Origin of the sequence: Pseudomonas sp. MYb185, assembly GCF_002979975.1 — a bacterium.
Lineage (GTDB): Bacteria > Pseudomonadota > Gammaproteobacteria > Pseudomonadales > Pseudomonadaceae > Halopseudomonas.
Genome location: NZ_PCQD01000002.1, coordinates 324,298 through 342,263 on the forward strand (window position 1 = coordinate 324,298; position 17,966 = coordinate 342,263).

Consider the following 17,966-nt stretch of genomic DNA (forward strand, 5'->3'; position numbering starts at 1 on the left):
AGGCCCGCGCTTCATTCCAGGACGGTGTACAGGTCGGAGCTGCGGCCACCATCCACGGCCAGGCTGGCACCGGTGATGTAGGAGGCCTCGTCGGAAGCGAGGAAGAACACCGCATTGGCCAACTCCTCGGCCTCGCCTACCCGGCCCATGGGGATCAGCTTTTCGGTGTTGTTGCGCGTCTTGTCATCGCCGAGCATGCCGGCGGTGGCGGGTGTGGCGACCACGCCGGGAATCACGGTATTGCAGCGCACCTTGAATGGCGCACCCTCGGAGGCCACCGCACGGCTGAAGTTGATCACCGCCGCCTTGGCTGCGGAGTAACCGGACATCCACGCCGTGCCGAATACGCCGCAGATCGAGGCGATATTGACAATGGCGCCGCCGCCCTGCTCCTTCATCAGCTGCATGGCGGTACGGGTACCCCAGAAGGTGCCGTCCACGGTGGTGCTGAAATTGGCGTGCCAGTCCGCGGTACTCATGCTGTCGACACCGCCCCAGGTGTAGGCCATCGCGTTGTTGACCATGATGTCCAGGCGGCCATGCTCCACCGCGGTGGATTTGATGGCGTTGACGAAGGACTCCTCGTTGCTCACGTCGGCCACCCGGTAATCGGCCTTGCCGCCGGCGGCGCGGATCTGCTCAACGACTTCCTGCAGTGGCTCCGCACGGCGCCCGCAGATGACCACGGTGGCGCCTTCGGCGGCCATCTTGAGCGCGGTGGCCGCGCCGATTCCCGAACCGCCACCGGTAACGAAGGCGACCTTGTTGTGCATACGTGCTGTCATGTGATCTGCTCCTCAGATGAATGCCGAACCGCCGTTGACGGTGATGTTCTGGCCGGTGATGAAGCTGGCGTCGTCGCTGGCGAGGAACACCACCGCCCGCGCCACTTCGTCAGGCTGGCCGAGGCGGCCAAGCGGGATCGCAGCGACCATCGCCTGCATCCATTCATCGGGAATGCCAGCCATCATCGGCGTGTCGGTGGGGCCGGGAACTATGGTGTTGACGCGGATGCGGCTGGGCGCCAGTTCGCGGGCAAGGGCACGGGTCAGGCCCATGACACCGGCCTTGGAGGCAACGTAGTGACTGGGACCCTCACCGGTGAGCGCGCCGGTGCTGGAGAAATTGATGATGGTGCCAGCGGTTTCCCTGGCGACCATCAGCCGGGCCGCTTCGCGGGCGCAGAGGAAGGTGCCCTTGAGATTGACGCCCAGTACCCGCTCCCAGTTTTCCACCGGCGTGTCCAGGAAGCTGTCCACCGAACCGGTACCGGCGTTGTTGACCAGTACATCGAGGCGACCGGCCTCGTCACTGATGCGCTGCATGGCGGCCTGCACGGAGGCCTCGTCCATCACGTTGCACACCACCGCGCGGGCCCGGTCGCCGAGTTCGGCAACACTGGCCTCGATGGCCTCGGCGTTGATATCGGCGGCATAGACCAACGCACCCTGTTCCACGAACTGACGAACGATGGCGGCCCCCATGCCTTGAGCGGCACCTGTCACAAAGGCAATCTTGTTTTCGAGTTTCATCGCTGCTCCTGTTGGCCGATCGCAGTCGACCCATTGACGGTTGCAGCTATGATTCATTCGCGAACAGGGACCAACATCGTCCGTTGAGACTAACCATCGAACTCACCCCACCCGCGCCTTCGACAGCATCCAGACACTGGTCTGAATGGACGATGTTGGGGGTCCTCGGCGGGGTGGATGATCGAACAACCGAGAATAAACACAATGATCCGGAGCATGCCGTGAACTCGTCAGCCATCCCTTGCCCGACTCAGCGCAAAATCACCTGGCATACCCATTACGCCCTGCTGATGCTGGCGCTGATCTACATCTTCAACTACATAGACCGCCTGCTGGTCTCCATCCTGATCGAGCCCATCAAGCTGGAGTTCGGCGTCTCCGACACCCTGATCGGCCTGCTTTCCGGGGTTGCCTTCGCGCTGTTCTATACCGTGTTCGGCCTGCCGCTGGGGCGTCTTTCCGACCGCATCGGGCGCAAGCCGGTGATCGCCCTGGCCTGCATTGCCTGGAGCCTGATGACCATGCTGTGCGGCGTGGCTACCAGCTTCGCCATGCTGCTGCTGTTCCGGATCGGGGTGGCGATCGGTGAGGCTGGTGGCTCGGCGCCCTCGGTGGCCATGGTCGCTGATCTGTATCCCCCCAGCCATCGCTCCCGGGCACTGGCGGTATTTCTCATGGGCCCGGCGCTGGGTGCGGTATTCGGCCTGGGCATGGGCGGCTGGATCGCCGATATGTATGGCTGGCGCTGGGCATTCATCCTGATCGGTGCACCGGGTGTGCTGCTGGGATTGATCCTGGCCTTGACCGTACGCGCTCCGCGCCATCAGGTTGCCTCGGCACGCGAATCCCAGGAAAGCTTCGTGAAAACCTTCCTGTCGCTGGCCAAGACCCCGTCCTACGCATTGATTGTCGCGGCCGGCAGCCTGGCGGCGATCGCCGCCTATGCGGTCGGCACCTGGACACCGAGCTTCCTGATCCGTTCCCATGGCCTGAGCCTGACCGAAGCCGGTGCGCTGCTGGGTATCGGCGGCGGCCTGATGTCCGTGGTTGGCACCCTGACCTGCGGCTGGGCCACCGACCGCCTGGTACGGCGTAACACCGGCTGGCAACTGGGCACCGCCCTGTTTGGCACCGCGATGAGCATTCCCTTCGGCCTGCTGTTCTTCCTCTGGCCGGCAGGCTCGGTGTTCAGCCTGGGCGAAATGACGATACCCACACCCGTCCTGCTCTATCTGGGCTTCGCGTTTTTTGGTACCTGGTGGTCGGTACCCTGCTTCGGCGCCATGACTCACCTGTTCCCAGCCTCGAAGCTGGCCCAGGGCACCGCCATATTCCTGATGGGCGTCACCCTGCTTGGTGTCGGGCTCGGCCCGCTGGTGGTCGGCATACTCAGTGATTTCTTTGAACAGGCCATTGGTGCCGAGGCCCTGCGCTACGCGATGGCCAGCACCATGGTCATCCTGCTGCTGCCCTGCGTCTGCCTGGCCTGGGCCATCCCTCGCTATCGCCGGCAGGTCGACGGCACCGACGTCGATTCCGCCGCGGAATCCCCCCTGCTTGAAGGAGCTTGAATGTGAATACTTCCCATACCGCCGAACTGCCACTGCCTACCGGCTGCTACGCCACCCTGGACAACGGCCTGACCCTGCATTATCTGGACATCGGCAGCGGCCCGGTGGTGGTCTGGCTGCATGGCAGCGGCCCTGGTGCCAGCGGCTTCAGTAATTTCAAGGGCAACTACCCCGTATTCGAGAAAGCTGGCTACCGCAATATCGTGCTGGATCTGCCGGGTTTCGGCCGTTCCGACAAGCCGACCGATGTGAACTACGATCTGGCCTTCTTCGTCAGCAGCCTGCAGGGTTTTCTCGACAAGGTCGGCATCGACCGCTGCACCCTGCTCGGCAACTCCCTGGGTGGCGCCATCGCCCTGGGCGCCGCTTTGGCCTATCCCGAGCGCGTGGAAAAGCTGGTGCTGATGGCGCCTGGCGGCGTGGAAGAACGCGAAACCTATTTTCAGATGGAAGGCATAGTGCGTATGGTCGAGGTGTTCGGCCAGGGCCCGATGGGCGTCGAGGAAATGCGCCAGGTCATGAGTCTTCAACTGTTCGACAGCAGCCAGCTGGATGAAAATCTGCTCAAGGAACGCGCTGCGGTGGCGGTGACCCAGCCGGCCAATCTGTTCTCCACCATGCTGGTGCCCAACATGACCGAACGTCTGGGCGAGATCCAGGTGCCGATCCTGGGTTTCTGGGGTACCAACGATCTGTTCAATCCCCCGGCCGGTGCACTGAAAATCCTCGACAATGCCCCCCATGCCCGGTTCATCATGCTCAACCGCTGCGGCCACTGGGTGCAGGTCGAGCACCAGGCGCTGTTCAACCGGGAATGCATCGCTTTCCTGAATGATGAATGACACGTCAGGGCAACCCCGGTTGCCCTGCCCTTGAGGTTTCCCGCATGAGTTATTCCCACCTGTTGCAACCCGCCGCCATCGGCAAACTCCAACTGCGCAACCGCATCATCATGGCCCCCATGGGTTCCAACTTCGCCGAGTCGGATGGCACCTGCGGGGAGCGCATCCAGGCCTACTACGAAGCGCGCGCCGCCGGCGGTGCCGGCCTGCTGATCATGGGCGTCGGCGCCATCGCCTTTCCCGCCGGCACCGCCGAGCCCTATCAGGTCGGCCTGTCGGATGACCGTTTCCTGCCTGGCCTCAGCCAGTTGGTGGAGCGTGTGCACAAACATGGCGCGAAGATCGCCATCCAGCTGCAACACGCCGGCAAGAGCTCCGTACGCGACCTGACCGAAGGTCGCGAATTGTGGGTACCAAGCCTGCCGCCGCCGTTCAAGACCGACATGATGGATTCGCTGACCCGGGAAGAACTGGGTGCTTTCATCAGCTCCGGCAGACCGAAGAACAAACCTCGGGTGCGGGTACTGGACAAGGATGATATTGCCCAACTGGTGAGCTGGTTCGGCGCGGCTGCCGAACGCGCCCAGCGCGCCGGTTTCGATGGTGTTGAGATCCATGCGGCGCATACCTATATCATCGCCGGGTTCCTCTCACCCTATTACAACAAGCGCGAGGACGAATACGGTGGCAGCCTGGAAAACCGCGCACGCCTGATGCTCGAGGTGATCCGCGAAGTACGCCAGCGCACAGGGGATGATTTCGGTGTCTGGCTGCGGCTGGACGCCCAGGAACTGCGCCTCGACGGCGGCATCACCCTTGAGGAATGCCAGGCCTTCGCGCAGATGGCCGAGGCCGCCGGTGTCGACGCCGTATCAGTGTCCGCCTATGCCGCCACCACCACCGGCGTGGCCTTTACCGAAGCGCCATTGGTACAGAAGCCGGCAGGCTTTCTCGACTGGGCCGCCCAGGTGAAAAGCGTGGTCAAGGTGCCGGTGATCGCCGTCGGCCGGCTGGATCCGACCACTGCCGACCGGGCCATCGCCGAGGGAAAATGCGATTTCATCGCCATGGCACGCAAGCTGCTGGCCGACCCGGAGCTACCCAACAAGCTGATCAAGGGTGACCCGGCAGCGATCCGCCCGTGCATCTATTGCTATGTGTGCGTCAGCCAGATTTTCGTCAACGAACGGGTCAAGTGCGCCGCCAACCCCTTCACCGGTCATGAATACCAGAAGGTCATTGTGCCGGCAGCGCAACCGCAGCATATCGTGGTGGTCGGCGGCGGGCCGGCGGGGCTTGAGGCCGCACGACTGGCCTGCCTGCGTGGCCACCGAGTGACCCTGCTGGAGCGCAGCAGCCGACTGGGTGGCACGCTGTTCTTCGCTGCCCTGGCCTACCCCGAGAACGGTGCGCTGCTCGACAACCTGGTGCATCAGGTCAGCCAGCTACCCATCGATGTACGCCTGAACACCGCCGCCACCCCCGATCTGCTGCGGGAGCTGGGTGCCGATCAGGTGCTGGTAGCCAATGGCGCACGCCGCGCCGCGCCGGATATTCCCGGTGCCGAGCTCAAGCATGTGTGGAGTGGCGATGAGCTGCGCCGGCTGATGACCGGCGATCGGGCCGAGGAAATTGCCAAAGCCAAGCTGTCACTGCCCCAGCGCACGATGATGAAAGCCGGCAGCCTGACCGGGGCGACCAACAGCACCGATGCCATCAAGCAACTGTCGAAGCTGTGGATGCCCCTGGGCAAGCAGGTGGTGATCATCGGCGGCGGACTGGTCGGCTTGGAGCTGGCCGAGTTTCTGGTCGAGCGTGGCCGCCGGGTAACCGTGCTGGAACCGGAGGCCAACCTGGGTCGCGAACTGTCGATCGTGCGCCGCTGGCGGGTACTGGACAATCTGCGCCAGCATGCTGTTCCCCTGCTGACCCAGGTGCAGATCGACCGCATCGATGGGCGTGCCGTACATTACCGCACCCAGGACAGCGACAGCCTGCAGGTGGCAGCCGATTCCGTGGTACTGGCGGTGGGAGCCGGCCCGGACCCCAGCCTGGCCGATGAACTGGCCAGCAGTGGCCTGCCCATCCACCGCCTCGGCGACAGTCACAACCTGGGCTACATCGAAGGCGCCCTGCGCTCGGCTACCGACCTGGCATTGTCACTCTAGAACCATACCCCAGAGCGGGGCGCTCCCTGGCGGGTCGAGGTCTACCTCGACCCGCCAGGGAGCCGGAAACACCGCGGGCCGGGATGGAACCCGGCCCTTCCAGGGGAGCAGGCTCTGGTCGTACCGTCTCATCTACCCCGGGCATAGAAATGCGGGTTGTCCAGGCCCGGTTTGCCGTAGCCCAGCGGCTCGTTCTGCAGGGTCAGTATCTGTCCACCGGCTGCCAGCAGCACCGCGTGGCCGGCGGCAATATCCCATTCCATGGTACGGCCCAGGCGCGGGTACAGGTCCGCTTCGCCAGCGGCCACCAGGCAGATCTTCAATGACGAACCGGCGCTTTTCAGCGAACGGACCTTGCGCCCGGCCAGAAAGGCATCCAGCGCCTGGGCATCTCCATGGGACCGACTGGCCACCACCTCCAGCCCCTCGGACGAAGGTTCGCGGCATTCGATGGGCTTGCGCATACCAGCCTCCTCGACAAAAGCACCGCACCCCCTGGCCCCGGCGAACAGGCGGCCCAACGCCGGAGCCAGTACCACCCCCAGTACAGGTTGGCCAGCTTCGATCAGGGCGATATTGACCGTGAACTCACCGTTGCGACTGATGAACTCCTTGGTGCCATCGAGCGGATCCACCAGCCAGAAGCGCTGACCCACCTCGGGCACATGCCCCGCAGCGGCGGCCTCTTCGGAAATCACCGGATCGGCGGGCACGCACTGCTCCAGGGCCCGCAGGATCAGAGCCTCGGCCCGCTCGTCGGCCTCGGTCACCGGTGAAGCATCATCCTTGCCGCGCACTTCGAAATCGGAGTGATAGATCTGCAGCACCTGTTCACCGGCAACACGGGTGATATCGATCACCTGCTCAAGCAGCGCTGACATGGCTTCGTTCATAGGTTTCCCCTTTTTTTTCAGATTGGTCCAAACGGCCTATGCGTCTTTTTTCCCTACCCGCAAGAGTACAGGGACCGACTATCCCCCCAATCAGCAATTGGATATTTAAAGGAGCGGTCATGGCACGTGGCAACCGCCTGCCCATCGAGCAGCTCAATACTCTGCGCATCCAGGCCGTAAGGCTGCGCCTGGCGGGCAATACCCTGAAGACCATCAGTGCCGCCACCGGGCTGTCCTCGCCGACCATCATTGCCGCGCACAAGGCCTGGCAGAACGGTGGCTGGCAGGCGGTACCCATCCGCGAGCGTGGCCGCAAGATGGGAGAAGGACGTACATTGAGCGCCGAGCAGGAGCTGGAGATGTATCAGACGCTGGTCGCCACCACGCCGGAGGCCCATCAGTTGCCCCACCTGCTCTGGCAGCTCGACGCCATGCAGGCGCTGATCCATAAGCAGTATCGGATCACCATTCCCGACCGCACCGCGGCACACTACCTGCAACGCTGGCGGCTGAATGCCGAGCGGCCGGCCCGACGCATCGCCAACGCCCCCCTGAGCGTCCAGCGGTGGCACCAGAGCACCTATCAACAGATCGCCTCCCAGGCCCGGGAAGAAGGTGGTGAGATTTTCTGGGTCGACGATTTTGGCGCACCGAGCCCCGGCAAGAAGCTGAGGCATGGCGTACTCAGGGCCATGAGCAACCGCGGCAAGGTGCTCTGGCTACCCTACGATGGCGGCTTGCGTGCGCCCCATCTGGAGAACTTCTTCGACCGCCTGCAGCGCAGTACCGGGCGCAAGCTCTTCGCCCTGCTGTCGGGCATGCAATGGCAGCGTGCAGCCACCTTCAGCGCCTGGGCCAGCAAGCGCACCGAGCAATTGCAGCTGTTTCACCTGCCCGAAGCCACCGACATGCTGAACGGCGCCCAGCAGTTGGCCGAGGATATCCGTCACCACAGCCGACGCCCTGTGGACATGGGCAGCACAGGCGGAACAGAGCCACCCGCCGGACCGCCCGACAATCCAATGCTGTTCATGCTGCAACGCATATTAAAACTTCAACTCGCGCATAGCTCGACGAATCAGCCCCGATACGCTGAGCGCCGACAACAACAAAAGTCGAAGGAAAACGCTATGACGTTGACGCACCTGCAGAAACTGGAAGCCGAAAGCATCCAGGCCATGCGCGAAGTAGTGGCCGAGGCCGACAATCCGGTCATGCTGTACTCCATTGGCAAGGACAGCGCGGTCATGCTGCACCTGGCCATGAAGGCCTTCTACCCAGCCAAGCCGCCGTTCCCCCTGTTGCATGTCGATACCACCTGGAAATTCCAGGACATGTATCGCTTCCGCGATCAGATGGTGGCCAAACTGGGCCTGGAGCTGATCAGCCACGTCAATCCCGACGGGCTGGCAATGGGCATCAGCCCGTTCAAGCACGGCTCGCAGATCCATACCGACATCATGAAGACCGAGGGTCTCAAACAGGCGCTGGATCAATACGGCTTCGATGCAGCCTTCGGTGGCGCACGTCGTGACGAGGAAAAATCCCGCGCCAAGGAGCGCATCTTCTCCTTCCGTTCCGACCAGCATCGCTGGGACCCGAAGAACCAGCGACCGGAGCTGTGGCACCTGTACAACACCCGCAAGAACAAGGGTGAGTCGATCCGTGTATTCCCCCTGTCCAACTGGACCGAGCTGGACATCTGGCAGTACATCCATCTGGAAAACATTCCCATCGTTCCCCTGTATTTCGCCGCTCCGCGTCCGGTAGTCGAGCGCGACGGCATGCTGATCATGGTGGACGACGAACGCATGCCGCTGAACCCGGGCGAGGTCCCGATGCTGCGCAACGTGCGCTTCCGCACCCTGGGCTGCTATCCGTTGACCGGCGCGGTCGAGTCCGATGCCGACACCTTGCCGAAGATCATTCAGGAGATGCTGCTGACCCGCACCTCGGAGCGCCAGGGCCGAATGATCGACCATGACGCCGCCGCATCGATGGAGAAGAAAAAACAAGAGGGGTATTTCTGATGGCTCACGTATCCGACCTGATTGCCGACGATATCGAGGCATATCTCAAATCCCATGAACGCAAGAGCCTGTTGCGGTTCATTACCTGTGGCAGCGTCGACGACGGCAAGAGCACGCTGATCGGGCGCCTGCTGTATGAAGCCAAGATGCTCTTCGAGGATCAGCTGGACGCACTGGAAGCCGACTCGAAAAGGGTCGGCACCCAGGGCGGCGAACTGGACTTCGCCCTGCTGGTGGATGGCCTGGCAGCGGAGCGCGAACAGGGCATCACCATCGATGTAGCCTATCGTTTCTTCTCTACCGACCGTCGCAAGTTCATCGTCGCCGACACACCCGGCCACGAGCAGTACACCCGGAACATGGTCACTGGTGCCTCCACCGCCGATGTCGCCATCGTGATGATCGACGCCCGTCGCGGCGTGCTGACCCAATCCCGGCGTCATTCGTTCCTGGCCTCGCTGATCGGCATTCGCAAGGTGGTGCTGGCGGTCAACAAGATGGATCTGATGGACTACTCGGAAAAGGTCTTCAACGAAATCGTCGAGGAATACCGCGAATTCGCCGGCAAGATCAACCTGCCCGAGATCACCGCCATCCCGATGTCGGCATTGCGGGGCGATAACATCACCGAGCGCACCGAGCATATGCCGTGGTACCGCGGCACCACGCTGATGGGCTACCTGGAAACCGTCGAGATAGACGAGTCCCACCAGCAGAAGCTGCCCTTCCGCATGCCGGTGCAGTGGGTCAACCGCCCGAACCTGGACTTCCGCGGCTTTGCCGGCACCGTCGCCGGCGGCGTGGTGCAACCGGGCGACCGTGTGCGTATTCTGCCAGCCGGCCGGGAAACCCATATAGCTCGTATCGTCACCCAGGATGGCGATCTGCAGCAGGCCGTGGCCGGCCAGTCGGTCACCCTGACCCTGAGCGACGAAGTGGATTGCAGCCGCGGCGATGTGATCGCCACCGCCGACGAGCCGCCGAGCGTAGCCGACCAGTTCCAGGTCACACTGGTCTGGATGCATGAGCAGCCCATGCTCGGTGGCCGCCCGTACCTGATGAAGATCGGCGGCAAGACGATTCCGGTGACGCTGGCCGCGCCGAAGTACAAGATCAACGTCAACACCCTGGAGCACCTGGCCGCCAAGGAGCTGGCACTCAATGAAATCGGGGTCTGCAACCTGTCGAGCAGCCAGCCGATCGCTTTCGACAGTTATCAGAGCAACCGCGAAACCGGCAGCTTCATCCTGATCGACCGTCTGAGCAACGCCACGGTGGGCGCCGGCCTGATCGACTTCTCACTGCGCCGCTCGCAGAACATTCACATGCAGCATACCGATGTGAACAAGAAGGTACGTGCCGAGCAGTTGGGGCAGAAGCCGGTACTGCTGTGGTTCACCGGACTGTCCGGCGCAGGCAAGTCAGCCATCGCCAACCTGCTGGAAATCCGCCTGTACGCCCGCGGCCGCCATACCTACCTGCTCGATGGCGACAATGTGCGCCACGGCCTGAACCGCGACCTGGGCTTCACCGATGCCGACCGTGTGGAGAACATCCGCCGCGTCGCCGAGGTCGGCAAGCTGTTCGTCGATGCCGGCCTGATCACCCTGACCGCCTTCATCTCGCCGTTCCGCTCGGAACGGGAAATGGCCCGCCAGTTGCTGGGCGACGAGGCGTTTCTGGAAATCTTCATCGACACTCCGCTGGCGATAGCCGAAGAGCGCGATCCCAAGGGTCTGTACAAGAAGGTCCGGCGGGGCGAGTTGAAGAACTTCACCGGCATCGATTCTCCCTATGAAGCGCCGGTCAACCCGGACATTCATATCGAGACCACCCGGATGTCGCCCGAACAGGCCGTGGACAGGATCATCGCCACCCTGATCGAGCGCGGTCACATCGAGTGAAAGCAGGCAGTCCTGCTGGAAAAACAGCAACAAGTTGAGGGCCTGTTCGCAGGCCCTGCTAACCCGGAGACAGACAATGACAACAAATACCTCTCATCCCGCCCTGGTCAGCGGCCAGGCCTGGTCGGACTTCTGCGATAACCTCAAGCGCTGCGGCGAGCAGATCCTCCGTCCGGAAACCCCGACCGACGCCGCCACCCGCGCCGAAGGCTTCCGCTACCTGACCCGCCTGCTGCGTATCGGCCTGGAAATGCATGTCGAGTTTGCCGACCCGGCATTTCCCGGATTCTTCAAGACCTCCCATGAAACCGCGAAGATCGGCGCGGACAACCCCGACAACCTGTATGAGTACGCACGCCTGGACGGCAACCTGGAATACCGTATCAAGGGCAACCGTGGTTCGGTCTACTACCTCAGCTTCGGCACCCAGAAAGGCGGCTATGAAACCGACGGCAAGATGATCCAGACCGGTTTCATCGATGCCAGCACCCTGGAGACCGATCAGGACGGCAACTTCGAGATCGTCATCAGTCGCCACCCGCAACCGGGCAACTGGCTGAAGGTGGAACCGGCCAGCAACTCGGTACTGGTGCGCCAGACCTTCCTCGATCGCGACACGGAAGTACCGGCGCAGTTGTCCATCGAACGTATCGGCGCCGATGCCAAGCCCGGTCCACTGGACCCCGCCACTTTCGAACAGTCTCTGCAGCGTGTCGGCAGCTTCGTGGAAAACACCGCCCGGCTGTTCGCCGACTGGACGCAGAGCTACCTGGCGCACAGTAATCAGTTGCCTCCGGCCGACCAGGCCCTGTGCCAGTCGGTGGGTGGTGACCCGAATATCTACTACTACCACTCGCACTGGGCGCTGGCCGAAGACGAAGCGCTGGTGATCCATGTACAGAAGGTACCCGAATGCGATTTCTGGAACCTGCAGATCAACAACTACTGGATGGAGTCGCTGGATTACCGCTACCACCGGATCTGCTTCAACAAGCACCAGGCCGAATATGACCAGGATGGCGGAGTCACCCTGGTGCTCAGCGAGCGCGACCCGGGGGTGGCCAACTGGCTGCAGACCGCCGGTATTCGCCAGGGCACGCTGTGCCTGCGCTGGGTCGGCGCCAGTCAGCAGTGCCACCCCACCACCCAGGTGGTCAAGATCGACCAATTGCAGGAGGCAGTATGAACATGACCACGCAAACCACACGCCAGGCGCTGGATATCGACCAGTTGCTCAGTGAGGCCAGCCAGCGGGCCAACGGACTCAGTCACTTCGGCGATGACAATTATCGACAGGCCCTGGAGGTGCTGGTCGACGCACTGGATCGCGAAGCCAAGCTGTCGGATACCGGCCGCTACCTGATGCGCGAGCGGCTGGTCGGCCAACTGTTCAACCGGCTGGTGATGGAGGACTACCTGCGCAGGTTCCCGGAAATCACCCGGATAACCATCGATGATCCGCTGGTCATCGTCGGTCTGCCGCGCACCGGTACTACCATGCTGCAGCGCACCTTGGCAGTGGACCCACGCTTCCACTCCGCCGCCTGGTGGGAAACCCGCTACCCGGCACCGCTGGAAGGTGAAACCCTGGCCGCGCCCGAGCAACGCATCAGCCGGGCCAAGGCCGAGGTGCAACAGACCATCGAGGCCATCCCGCAGATCCTCTCGATTCATCCGTTCGATGCCCTGCTCTGCGATGAGGAATTCATGCTCATGGAGCATTCGTTCCTGTGTGCGATGGACGCCTACGCCGACGTACCCAGCTATACCCGGTGGCTCGACCAGCAGGACCAGCGCCCCGTCTACACCCAGCTGAAGAAGATGCTGCAGTTCCTGCAGTGGCAGAAGCAGCAACGCGGAGAAACCGGCGGCCAGCGCTGGCTGCTCAAGGCACCCCAGCACCTGCATACCATCGACCTGCTGCTGGAGGTGTTTCCCCGGGCACAGGTGATCCTGACCCACCGCGAACCGGCGCAGACCATTCCCTCGATGGCCAGCATGGCACACACCCTGTGGCAGATGTACAGCGATCAGCCCGATCCCAGATCCGCCGGCATCCAGTGGAACCGTCGCATGGCCCGGGGTATTCGCCACACCATGCAGGTGCGCGACCAGCATCCCCTCGACCGTTTCCTGGACATCCAGTTCGCCGACACCGTGGCCAGGCCGATGGAGGTGCTGGAGCGCGTGTACAGCTTCGCCGGCATGCCCTTCACCGACAAGGCGCGCGCCGATGCCGAACAATGGCTGGCGAAGAATGGCCGGGAAAAACGTGCCAGCCACGACTACAGCCTGGAGCGCTTCGGTTTGAACGAAGCCCAGATGACCCGCGACTACATGGAATATCGCGCCCGCCATCTGAGCGCCAATCACTGAACGCAGGCAGGAGGAATCATGGAAAAACTCATGTTGAGTTTGTGGAAACCGTCACAACACAACGTCGAGCAGTGGCGCCAAGCCCTGCTCGGCCTGCGCGACGACCTGGCTACCGTCGGGGCACGGAACATCCGCGTCATGGTGGTCGATGAGGCGGTAGCCGCCGCGTCCGCCCAGCGCATCACCAATAGCGCCACCCCCTTGGATGGGATGCTCTCGCTGTGGCTGGACAGTGCCTCACAATTACCTTCCATCAAGGATCTCCTGGCACCCTTGACCAGCCGCCTGGAGGCGTATCTGGTGCTGGAGTCCGAGCCCTACCCCGAGCAGCGCCAACAGCGTGCAGCCGAATACCAGGTGCCGGTTGGCCAACGCACCCCCGGCATGAATCAGGTGGTGCTGCTGCACAAGCCACATCGGATGAACTACGAACAGTGGTACGACGTTTGGCGCAACGAGCACGGGCCCAAGGCCTATCCACTGCAGTCGATCTTCGGCTACCGACAGAACACCGTCGTCCGCGCGCTTACCTACGGTGCGCCAGTGCTGCACGCCATCGTCGAAGAGAACTTCCCGCCCGAGGCCATCGGCAATCCGGAGGGATTCTTCGCCGCCCTTGGCGACCCAGACAAGTGCGCGCAGCGCCAACAGGCCATGTACGAATCGACCAGCAAGTTCATCGACTTCGAGAAGATCGACTGCATTCTCACCAGTGAATACCGGCTCAGTGTCTGAGCAGCCACAAGGAGGCTTCCCATGTTGGATCTAGAAGCAATCGAGCTGATCAAGCAGCTCAAGGCGCGCTATTTCCGCGCCATCGACACCTGCAACCTGGACATGCTCAGGGCCATGTTGACCGAGGACGTCAAACTGGCTTTCAAGAGCCCCGCCTACCAGTTCCACCTCGAGGGCCTGGAGCCGGCGCTGGAGTTCTACCGGACTTCCTTCACCGCTACCCGCCTGGCCACGCATAACGGCCATACCCCGGAAATCGAGGTCGACGGCAACCAGGCTACAGCGCTGTGGTACCTGAGCTACATCTTCATCAACCTGGAAGAAAACACCCACATGCATGGCAGCGCGATCTACCAGGATCGCTACGTCAAGCGCGACGGCCAGTGGCTGATCGCCGAGACCGGCTACCAGACGCTGCTGGAAACCGTCGAGCCGCTGCCTGAACAGCTGCAGATCACCTCCAAACCCATCAACTGACAACAACAAGAAGGATATCGACATGACCAAAGCCGCAAACCTTGTCACCTCGATCAAGGTCGAGATCGACGCCCCGGCCAGCGTGGTCTGGGAGGTACTGACCGATCTGGACAAATACGAGGAGTGGAACAGCTTCTGCTTCAGCATCCGCTGCGGCATGCGGATCAACGACCCGGTGGAGATGCTGGTACGCCCGCCGGGTACCGATACCGTGGTACCGGTCAATGAATACCTGGTCGCCTGCGAGCCGGAGCAACTGCTGTCCTGGGAGCAGCGACCAGTACCAGAAAACAAGGACGCCGCCCGCCGCGATCAGTATGTCGAAGCCATCGACAGCGAGCGCAGCACCTACTTCACCACCGATCAGTTCCTCGGCATCAATGCCGACACCATCATGGCGGAACACGGTGCCTGGGTGAAAGAGGCCTTCGACCAGGTAGCCCGCGATCTCAAGCAGCGCGCCGAGGCTCTCTACGCCAGCCGCCGCTGAACACGCCACACAACAACAAGAGAGGTGCTCCATGCTATTGAAAGACAAGACCATCATCATCTCCGGGATCGGCCCGGGGATGGGCATCAAGCTGGCGCTGCGCGCCGCCGAATATCAAGCCAAGGCCGTGGTGCTGGCAGCCCGCACGCCAGCCATGCTGGATCAGGCCGAAGCCGCCATCCGCGAAGCCGGCCATGGCTGCGGGATCCTCAAGCTGCCGACCGACATCACCCAACCCGAGCAGTGCGAGACACTGGCCGAGCAGACCGTCGAGCACTTCGGGCGCATCGACGCGCTGATCAATTCCGCCTATGCCCACGGAACCTGGGGCTCGTCCAGTAACTCGCAGATGGATGACTGGCGCAAAACCATGGAGGTCAACCTGTTCGGCAGCATGAACATGACCCAGGCGGTGGTGCCACAGATGAAACTGCAGAAGTCCGGCAGCATCGTCATGGTCAATACCATGGCCACTCGCCGACCGAATCAACTGGAGTCCGGTTATGCGGTATCCAAGGGGGCATTGAAGACCGCTGTGCAATACCTGGCCGAGGACCTGGGGCCGTTCGGTATCCGCGTCAACAGCACCTTCAATGGCTGGATGTGGGGCACGCCGGTGATCCAGTATTTCAAAAGCGAAGCCGAGCGCCTGGGCGTCAGCGTTGAATCCCTGGTCGAGCAGATCGCCCAGCAGATCCCGCTGCGTCAGATTCCGGACGATGCCGACTGTGCCTCCGCCGCCCTGTACCTGGCCAGCGACTATGCCAAGGTGATCACCGGTGCTCAATTGGATGTCAATGGCGGGCATTACCTGCCCCATTGATAGCCCGCTTCTTTCCCGATTAAAGGACAGACCATGCAAGAGCTGTATGACATCGAGCAGATCAAGCAACTCAAGGCCCGTTACTTTCGCGGCATCGATACTTGTAATCTGGAACTGCTGCGCGGCGTTCTGGCGCAGGATGCGCTGATCACTTTTGACAGCCCGACCTATCAGTTCGAGATCAATGGCATGAACGAAGCCATGGATTTCTATGCCAGCTCCTTCACCAACCGCCGCTTCGGTATGCACAACGGCCATACTCCCGAAATCAGCGTCAATGGCGATGAAGCCGCTGGCCTGTGGTACCTCAACGATCTGTTCATCAACCTGGATGAGGGCACCATCCTGCACGGCAGTGCCATCTACGAAGACCGCTATATCAAGGTCGACGGCCAGTGGCGGATCCTGCGTACCGGCTACAAGCGCTTGCTGGAAATGATCCAGCCGCTGGATAGCCAGTGCAATATCACCTCAAAGCCGATCAACTGACCCCTGCCATATCTGAACGGCCCGCTATGCGGGCCGTTTTTTTTAGCGCGAGACAGCCGTTCCGACGCCGGATACCGCCTGCACATCCGCCCTGCGCCCAAGAAACGGCGTCAACGCCAGGGCCAGCACCAACAGCCCGGTGAGCAGATAGCCGACACTGCTGATCGCCCCGCCCAGCGAGGCAACGGTAATACTCTCCAGTACCTGTTCGACCCCGGCACCGGACTCCAGTAATGCCGCTGTCAGCTCGGTGCTCATTTCGGTGCCCCGCACCGTGGCTGCCCTTAGTAACTCAGCGGCGTGGACCTCGCCCAGCTCCAGTTCGGCGGCGGTCTGCTCGGCGACCCGTCGGGTATGGAAACTCGAGGACAGACCAAAGATCGCCAGCGCCAGCGATGACCCGGTCGGCAAACCGAGATCCCGCAGCATGCTGAACAGGCCGGAACCTGCACCGGACTTATGCTGCGGCACTGCACCCAGCGCCAGTTTCATCAGCGCCGGGCTGTTGGCACCCAGCATCAAGCCGATAAACCCCACCAGCAGCAACACCGATACCAACGGCACCGAGGTATCCATCTGCGAAAAAAGGATCAGTGCAGCCAGGCTGCCGAACAGGGACAGCGTCGAGACCCGGCGTGGCTCGACACGGTCGATCAGTTTGCCTGCGATCGGCGAGGCCAGCATGGTACTGCCATACAGTGCCAGGGTGACCATGCCGAACTGCGCGGCACTGCCACCAGGCCGGGTATTGATGAAGAATGCCAGCGAATAGACCACGCCGCTGCTGAGGAGCATCTGTATCCAGTAGATGGCACTGGGGATGGCAAAGCGCCGATCCTTGAGCAGTGACACATCCAGTATCGGCGCAGCCTGGCGACCGCTGTGTCGCCATAGCCACAGTAGGCTGACAACACCCACCACGACGACAGTCCAGGTAACCCAGGAGTCCCGGCCAAAATTGGCCGCCCAGGTGGGCAGTGACAGCAGCGCAGTGATGGTCGATAGCAGCAGCAGTGCGCCAAACCAGTCAAAACGCCCCTCCGCCACAGCCCCACGGCTCTCCGGCACCCAGACCAGCAGCGGAATCAACCCCAGCAAAGCCAGCACGCCGCTGATCAGGTAGACACTCTGCCAACCGAAAGCGTCGATCATCAGCCCACCCAGCAGGCCACCGCTGGCTGCACCAAAGGTCATGACGAACATCATGACACCCAGCGCCATACCACGCTTGTCCTCGGCGAACAGTCGGTTCACGTAACTGAACACCGCCGGGAAGATACAGGCCACGCCCAACCCCTGAAGGAACCGCGCCAGCAGAAAAAACCAGAAGCTGGGAGCCCAGGCGGCCATGAACTCGGCTACACCGAACACCACCAGCCCCAGGCTGATCATGCGCCGGCGCCCATACTGGTCGCCGAGCCGCCCCATCATCGGCGCGCAGACCGCCACGGCGATGAAGTAGAAAATCAGGATCAGCGCGGCCAGATTGATCGGGATGGCGAAGTGCGCAGCGACGCTGGGCAGCACCGGTGCCTGGAAGGCAGCGGCTTCGATGGTGACAAAGGTGGCGAACAGCAGGGCGATGAAACTGACCCAGGGATTGGCGATGTCTTTATTCATCGGACCCTCGATTGCG

16 protein-coding genes are annotated in these 17,966 nt (G+C 62.3%); 12 read left to right on the plus strand and 4 right to left on the minus strand.

Annotation, left to right across the window (positions count from 1 at the left end; genetic code table 11):
* Positions 1-11: 11 nt before the first annotated feature.
* Both CQ007_RS04015 and CQ007_RS04020 read right to left on the minus strand, forming a co-directional pair.
* Entirely contained in the window at positions 12-785 is a 774-nt protein-coding gene (locus CQ007_RS04015; protein ID WP_105643627.1) for an SDR family NAD(P)-dependent oxidoreductase, read from the minus strand.
* A 12-nt stretch (positions 786-797) separates the two neighbouring features.
* Entirely contained in the window at positions 798-1,532 is a 735-nt protein-coding gene (locus CQ007_RS04020) for an SDR family NAD(P)-dependent oxidoreductase (protein WP_105643628.1), read from the minus strand.
* A 290-nt stretch (positions 1,533-1,822) separates the two neighbouring features.
* Here CQ007_RS04020 and CQ007_RS04025 point away from each other — a divergent pair, with 290 nt between their 5' ends.
* Genes CQ007_RS04025 through CQ007_RS04035 form a run of 3 tightly spaced genes read left to right on the plus strand, consistent with a single transcriptional unit; the run spans position 1,823 to position 6,113 of the window.
* Complete coding sequence (locus CQ007_RS04025) at positions 1,823-3,103, plus strand: MFS transporter (RefSeq protein WP_256582200.1); 1,281 nt, start codon at positions 1,823-1,825, stop codon at positions 3,101-3,103.
* Positions 3,104-3,105: 2 nt separating this feature from the next.
* Entirely contained in the window at positions 3,106-3,945 is an 840-nt protein-coding gene (locus CQ007_RS04030; RefSeq protein WP_105643630.1) for an alpha/beta fold hydrolase, read from the plus strand.
* A gap of 44 nt (positions 3,946-3,989) precedes the next feature.
* Positions 3,990-6,113, plus strand: a complete 2,124-nt coding sequence (locus tag CQ007_RS04035; RefSeq protein WP_105643631.1) for an NAD(P)/FAD-dependent oxidoreductase — start codon at positions 3,990-3,992, stop codon at positions 6,111-6,113.
* Positions 6,114-6,241: 128 nt separating this feature from the next.
* On the opposite strand, the gene cysQ is transcribed toward CQ007_RS04035, so the two are convergent.
* The gene (gene cysQ / locus CQ007_RS04040) at positions 6,242-7,006 is read right to left on the minus strand and encodes a 3'(2'),5'-bisphosphate nucleotidase CysQ (protein WP_105643632.1); all 765 of its coding nucleotides are present in this window, start codon (positions 7,004-7,006) and stop codon (positions 6,242-6,244) included.
* Positions 7,007-8,037: 1,031 nt separating this feature from the next.
* Here cysQ and cysD point away from each other — a divergent pair.
* The 9 genes from cysD (at position 8,038) to CQ007_RS04085 (ending at position 16,330) form a co-directional block, all read left to right on the plus strand.
* Entirely contained in the window at positions 8,038-9,036 is a 999-nt protein-coding gene (gene cysD, locus CQ007_RS19055; RefSeq protein WP_218278832.1) for a sulfate adenylyltransferase subunit CysD, read from the plus strand.
* A complete protein-coding gene (cysN, locus tag CQ007_RS04050; RefSeq protein ID WP_105643634.1) occupies positions 9,036-10,940 on the plus strand; it encodes a sulfate adenylyltransferase subunit CysN in 1,905 nt (634 codons plus the stop codon). Before cysD ends, cysN begins: the two co-directional genes overlap by 1 nt.
* A 76-nt stretch (positions 10,941-11,016) precedes the next feature.
* Positions 11,017-12,126: a DUF1214 domain-containing protein gene (locus CQ007_RS04055; protein WP_105643635.1), complete on the plus strand. Its 1,110-nt coding sequence runs from the start codon at positions 11,017-11,019 to the stop codon at positions 12,124-12,126.
* A gap of 2 nt (positions 12,127-12,128) precedes the next feature.
* Positions 12,129-13,316 carry a sulfotransferase gene (locus tag CQ007_RS04060; protein WP_105643816.1) on the plus strand — a complete coding sequence of 396 codons (1,188 nt, stop codon included), beginning with the start codon at positions 12,129-12,131 and terminating at the stop codon, positions 13,314-13,316.
* An 18-nt stretch (positions 13,317-13,334) separates the two neighbouring features.
* Positions 13,335-14,051, plus strand: a complete 717-nt coding sequence (locus CQ007_RS04065; protein ID WP_105643636.1) for an EthD domain-containing protein — start codon at positions 13,335-13,337, stop codon at positions 14,049-14,051.
* A gap of 21 nt (positions 14,052-14,072) precedes the next feature.
* Positions 14,073-14,528: a nuclear transport factor 2 family protein gene (locus CQ007_RS04070; RefSeq protein ID WP_105643637.1), complete on the plus strand. Its 456-nt coding sequence runs from the start codon at positions 14,073-14,075 to the stop codon at positions 14,526-14,528.
* Positions 14,529-14,550: 22 nt separating this feature from the next.
* Positions 14,551-15,018 carry an SRPBCC domain-containing protein gene (locus CQ007_RS04075; RefSeq protein ID WP_105643638.1) on the plus strand — a complete coding sequence of 156 codons (468 nt, stop codon included), beginning with the start codon at positions 14,551-14,553 and terminating at the stop codon, positions 15,016-15,018.
* Positions 15,019-15,049: 31 nt separating this feature from the next.
* A complete protein-coding gene (locus tag CQ007_RS04080) occupies positions 15,050-15,841 on the plus strand; it encodes an SDR family oxidoreductase (RefSeq protein ID WP_105643639.1) in 792 nt (263 codons plus the stop codon).
* Between the two features lie 33 nt (positions 15,842-15,874).
* Positions 15,875-16,330: a nuclear transport factor 2 family protein gene (locus CQ007_RS04085; protein ID WP_105643640.1), complete on the plus strand. Its 456-nt coding sequence runs from the start codon at positions 15,875-15,877 to the stop codon at positions 16,328-16,330.
* A 42-nt stretch (positions 16,331-16,372) separates the two neighbouring features.
* On the opposite strand, the gene CQ007_RS04090 is transcribed toward CQ007_RS04085, so the two are convergent.
* A complete protein-coding gene (locus CQ007_RS04090; protein ID WP_105643641.1) occupies positions 16,373-17,950 on the minus strand; it encodes an MFS transporter in 1,578 nt (525 codons plus the stop codon).
* Positions 17,951-17,966: the final 16 nt, after the last annotated feature.

What these genes read in the sequence shown, in the direction of transcription:
- CQ007_RS04055 (WP_105643635.1), top strand. Translation starts at nt 11,017, where the DNA reads ATGACAACAAATACCTCTCATCCCGCCCTGGTCAGCGGCCAGGCCTGG.
- CQ007_RS04085 (WP_105643640.1), top strand. Translation starts at nt 15,875, where the DNA reads ATGCAAGAGCTGTATGACATCGAGCAGATCAAGCAACTCAAGGCCCGT.
- cysQ (WP_105643632.1), bottom strand. Translation starts at nt 7,006, where the DNA reads ATGAACGAAGCCATGTCAGCGCTGCTTGAGCAGGTGATCGATATCACC.
- CQ007_RS04070 (WP_105643637.1), top strand. Translation starts at nt 14,073, where the DNA reads ATGTTGGATCTAGAAGCAATCGAGCTGATCAAGCAGCTCAAGGCGCGC.
- CQ007_RS04075 (WP_105643638.1), top strand. Translation starts at nt 14,551, where the DNA reads ATGACCAAAGCCGCAAACCTTGTCACCTCGATCAAGGTCGAGATCGAC.
- cysD (WP_218278832.1), top strand. Translation starts at nt 8,038, where the DNA reads ATGCTGCAACGCATATTAAAACTTCAACTCGCGCATAGCTCGACGAAT.
- CQ007_RS04015 (WP_105643627.1), bottom strand. Translation starts at nt 785, where the DNA reads ATGACAGCACGTATGCACAACAAGGTCGCCTTCGTTACCGGTGGCGGT.
- CQ007_RS04060 (WP_105643816.1), top strand. Translation starts at nt 12,129, where the DNA reads ATGACCACGCAAACCACACGCCAGGCGCTGGATATCGACCAGTTGCTC.
- CQ007_RS04025 (WP_256582200.1), top strand. Translation starts at nt 1,823, where the DNA reads ATGCTGGCGCTGATCTACATCTTCAACTACATAGACCGCCTGCTGGTC.
- CQ007_RS04090 (WP_105643641.1), bottom strand. Translation starts at nt 17,950, where the DNA reads ATGAATAAAGACATCGCCAATCCCTGGGTCAGTTTCATCGCCCTGCTG.
- CQ007_RS04020 (WP_105643628.1), bottom strand. Translation starts at nt 1,532, where the DNA reads ATGAAACTCGAAAACAAGATTGCCTTTGTGACAGGTGCCGCTCAAGGC.
- CQ007_RS04065 (WP_105643636.1), top strand. Translation starts at nt 13,335, where the DNA reads ATGGAAAAACTCATGTTGAGTTTGTGGAAACCGTCACAACACAACGTC.
- cysN (WP_105643634.1), top strand. Translation starts at nt 9,036, where the DNA reads ATGGCTCACGTATCCGACCTGATTGCCGACGATATCGAGGCATATCTC.
- CQ007_RS04080 (WP_105643639.1), top strand. Translation starts at nt 15,050, where the DNA reads ATGCTATTGAAAGACAAGACCATCATCATCTCCGGGATCGGCCCGGGG.
- CQ007_RS04035 (WP_105643631.1), top strand. Translation starts at nt 3,990, where the DNA reads ATGAGTTATTCCCACCTGTTGCAACCCGCCGCCATCGGCAAACTCCAA.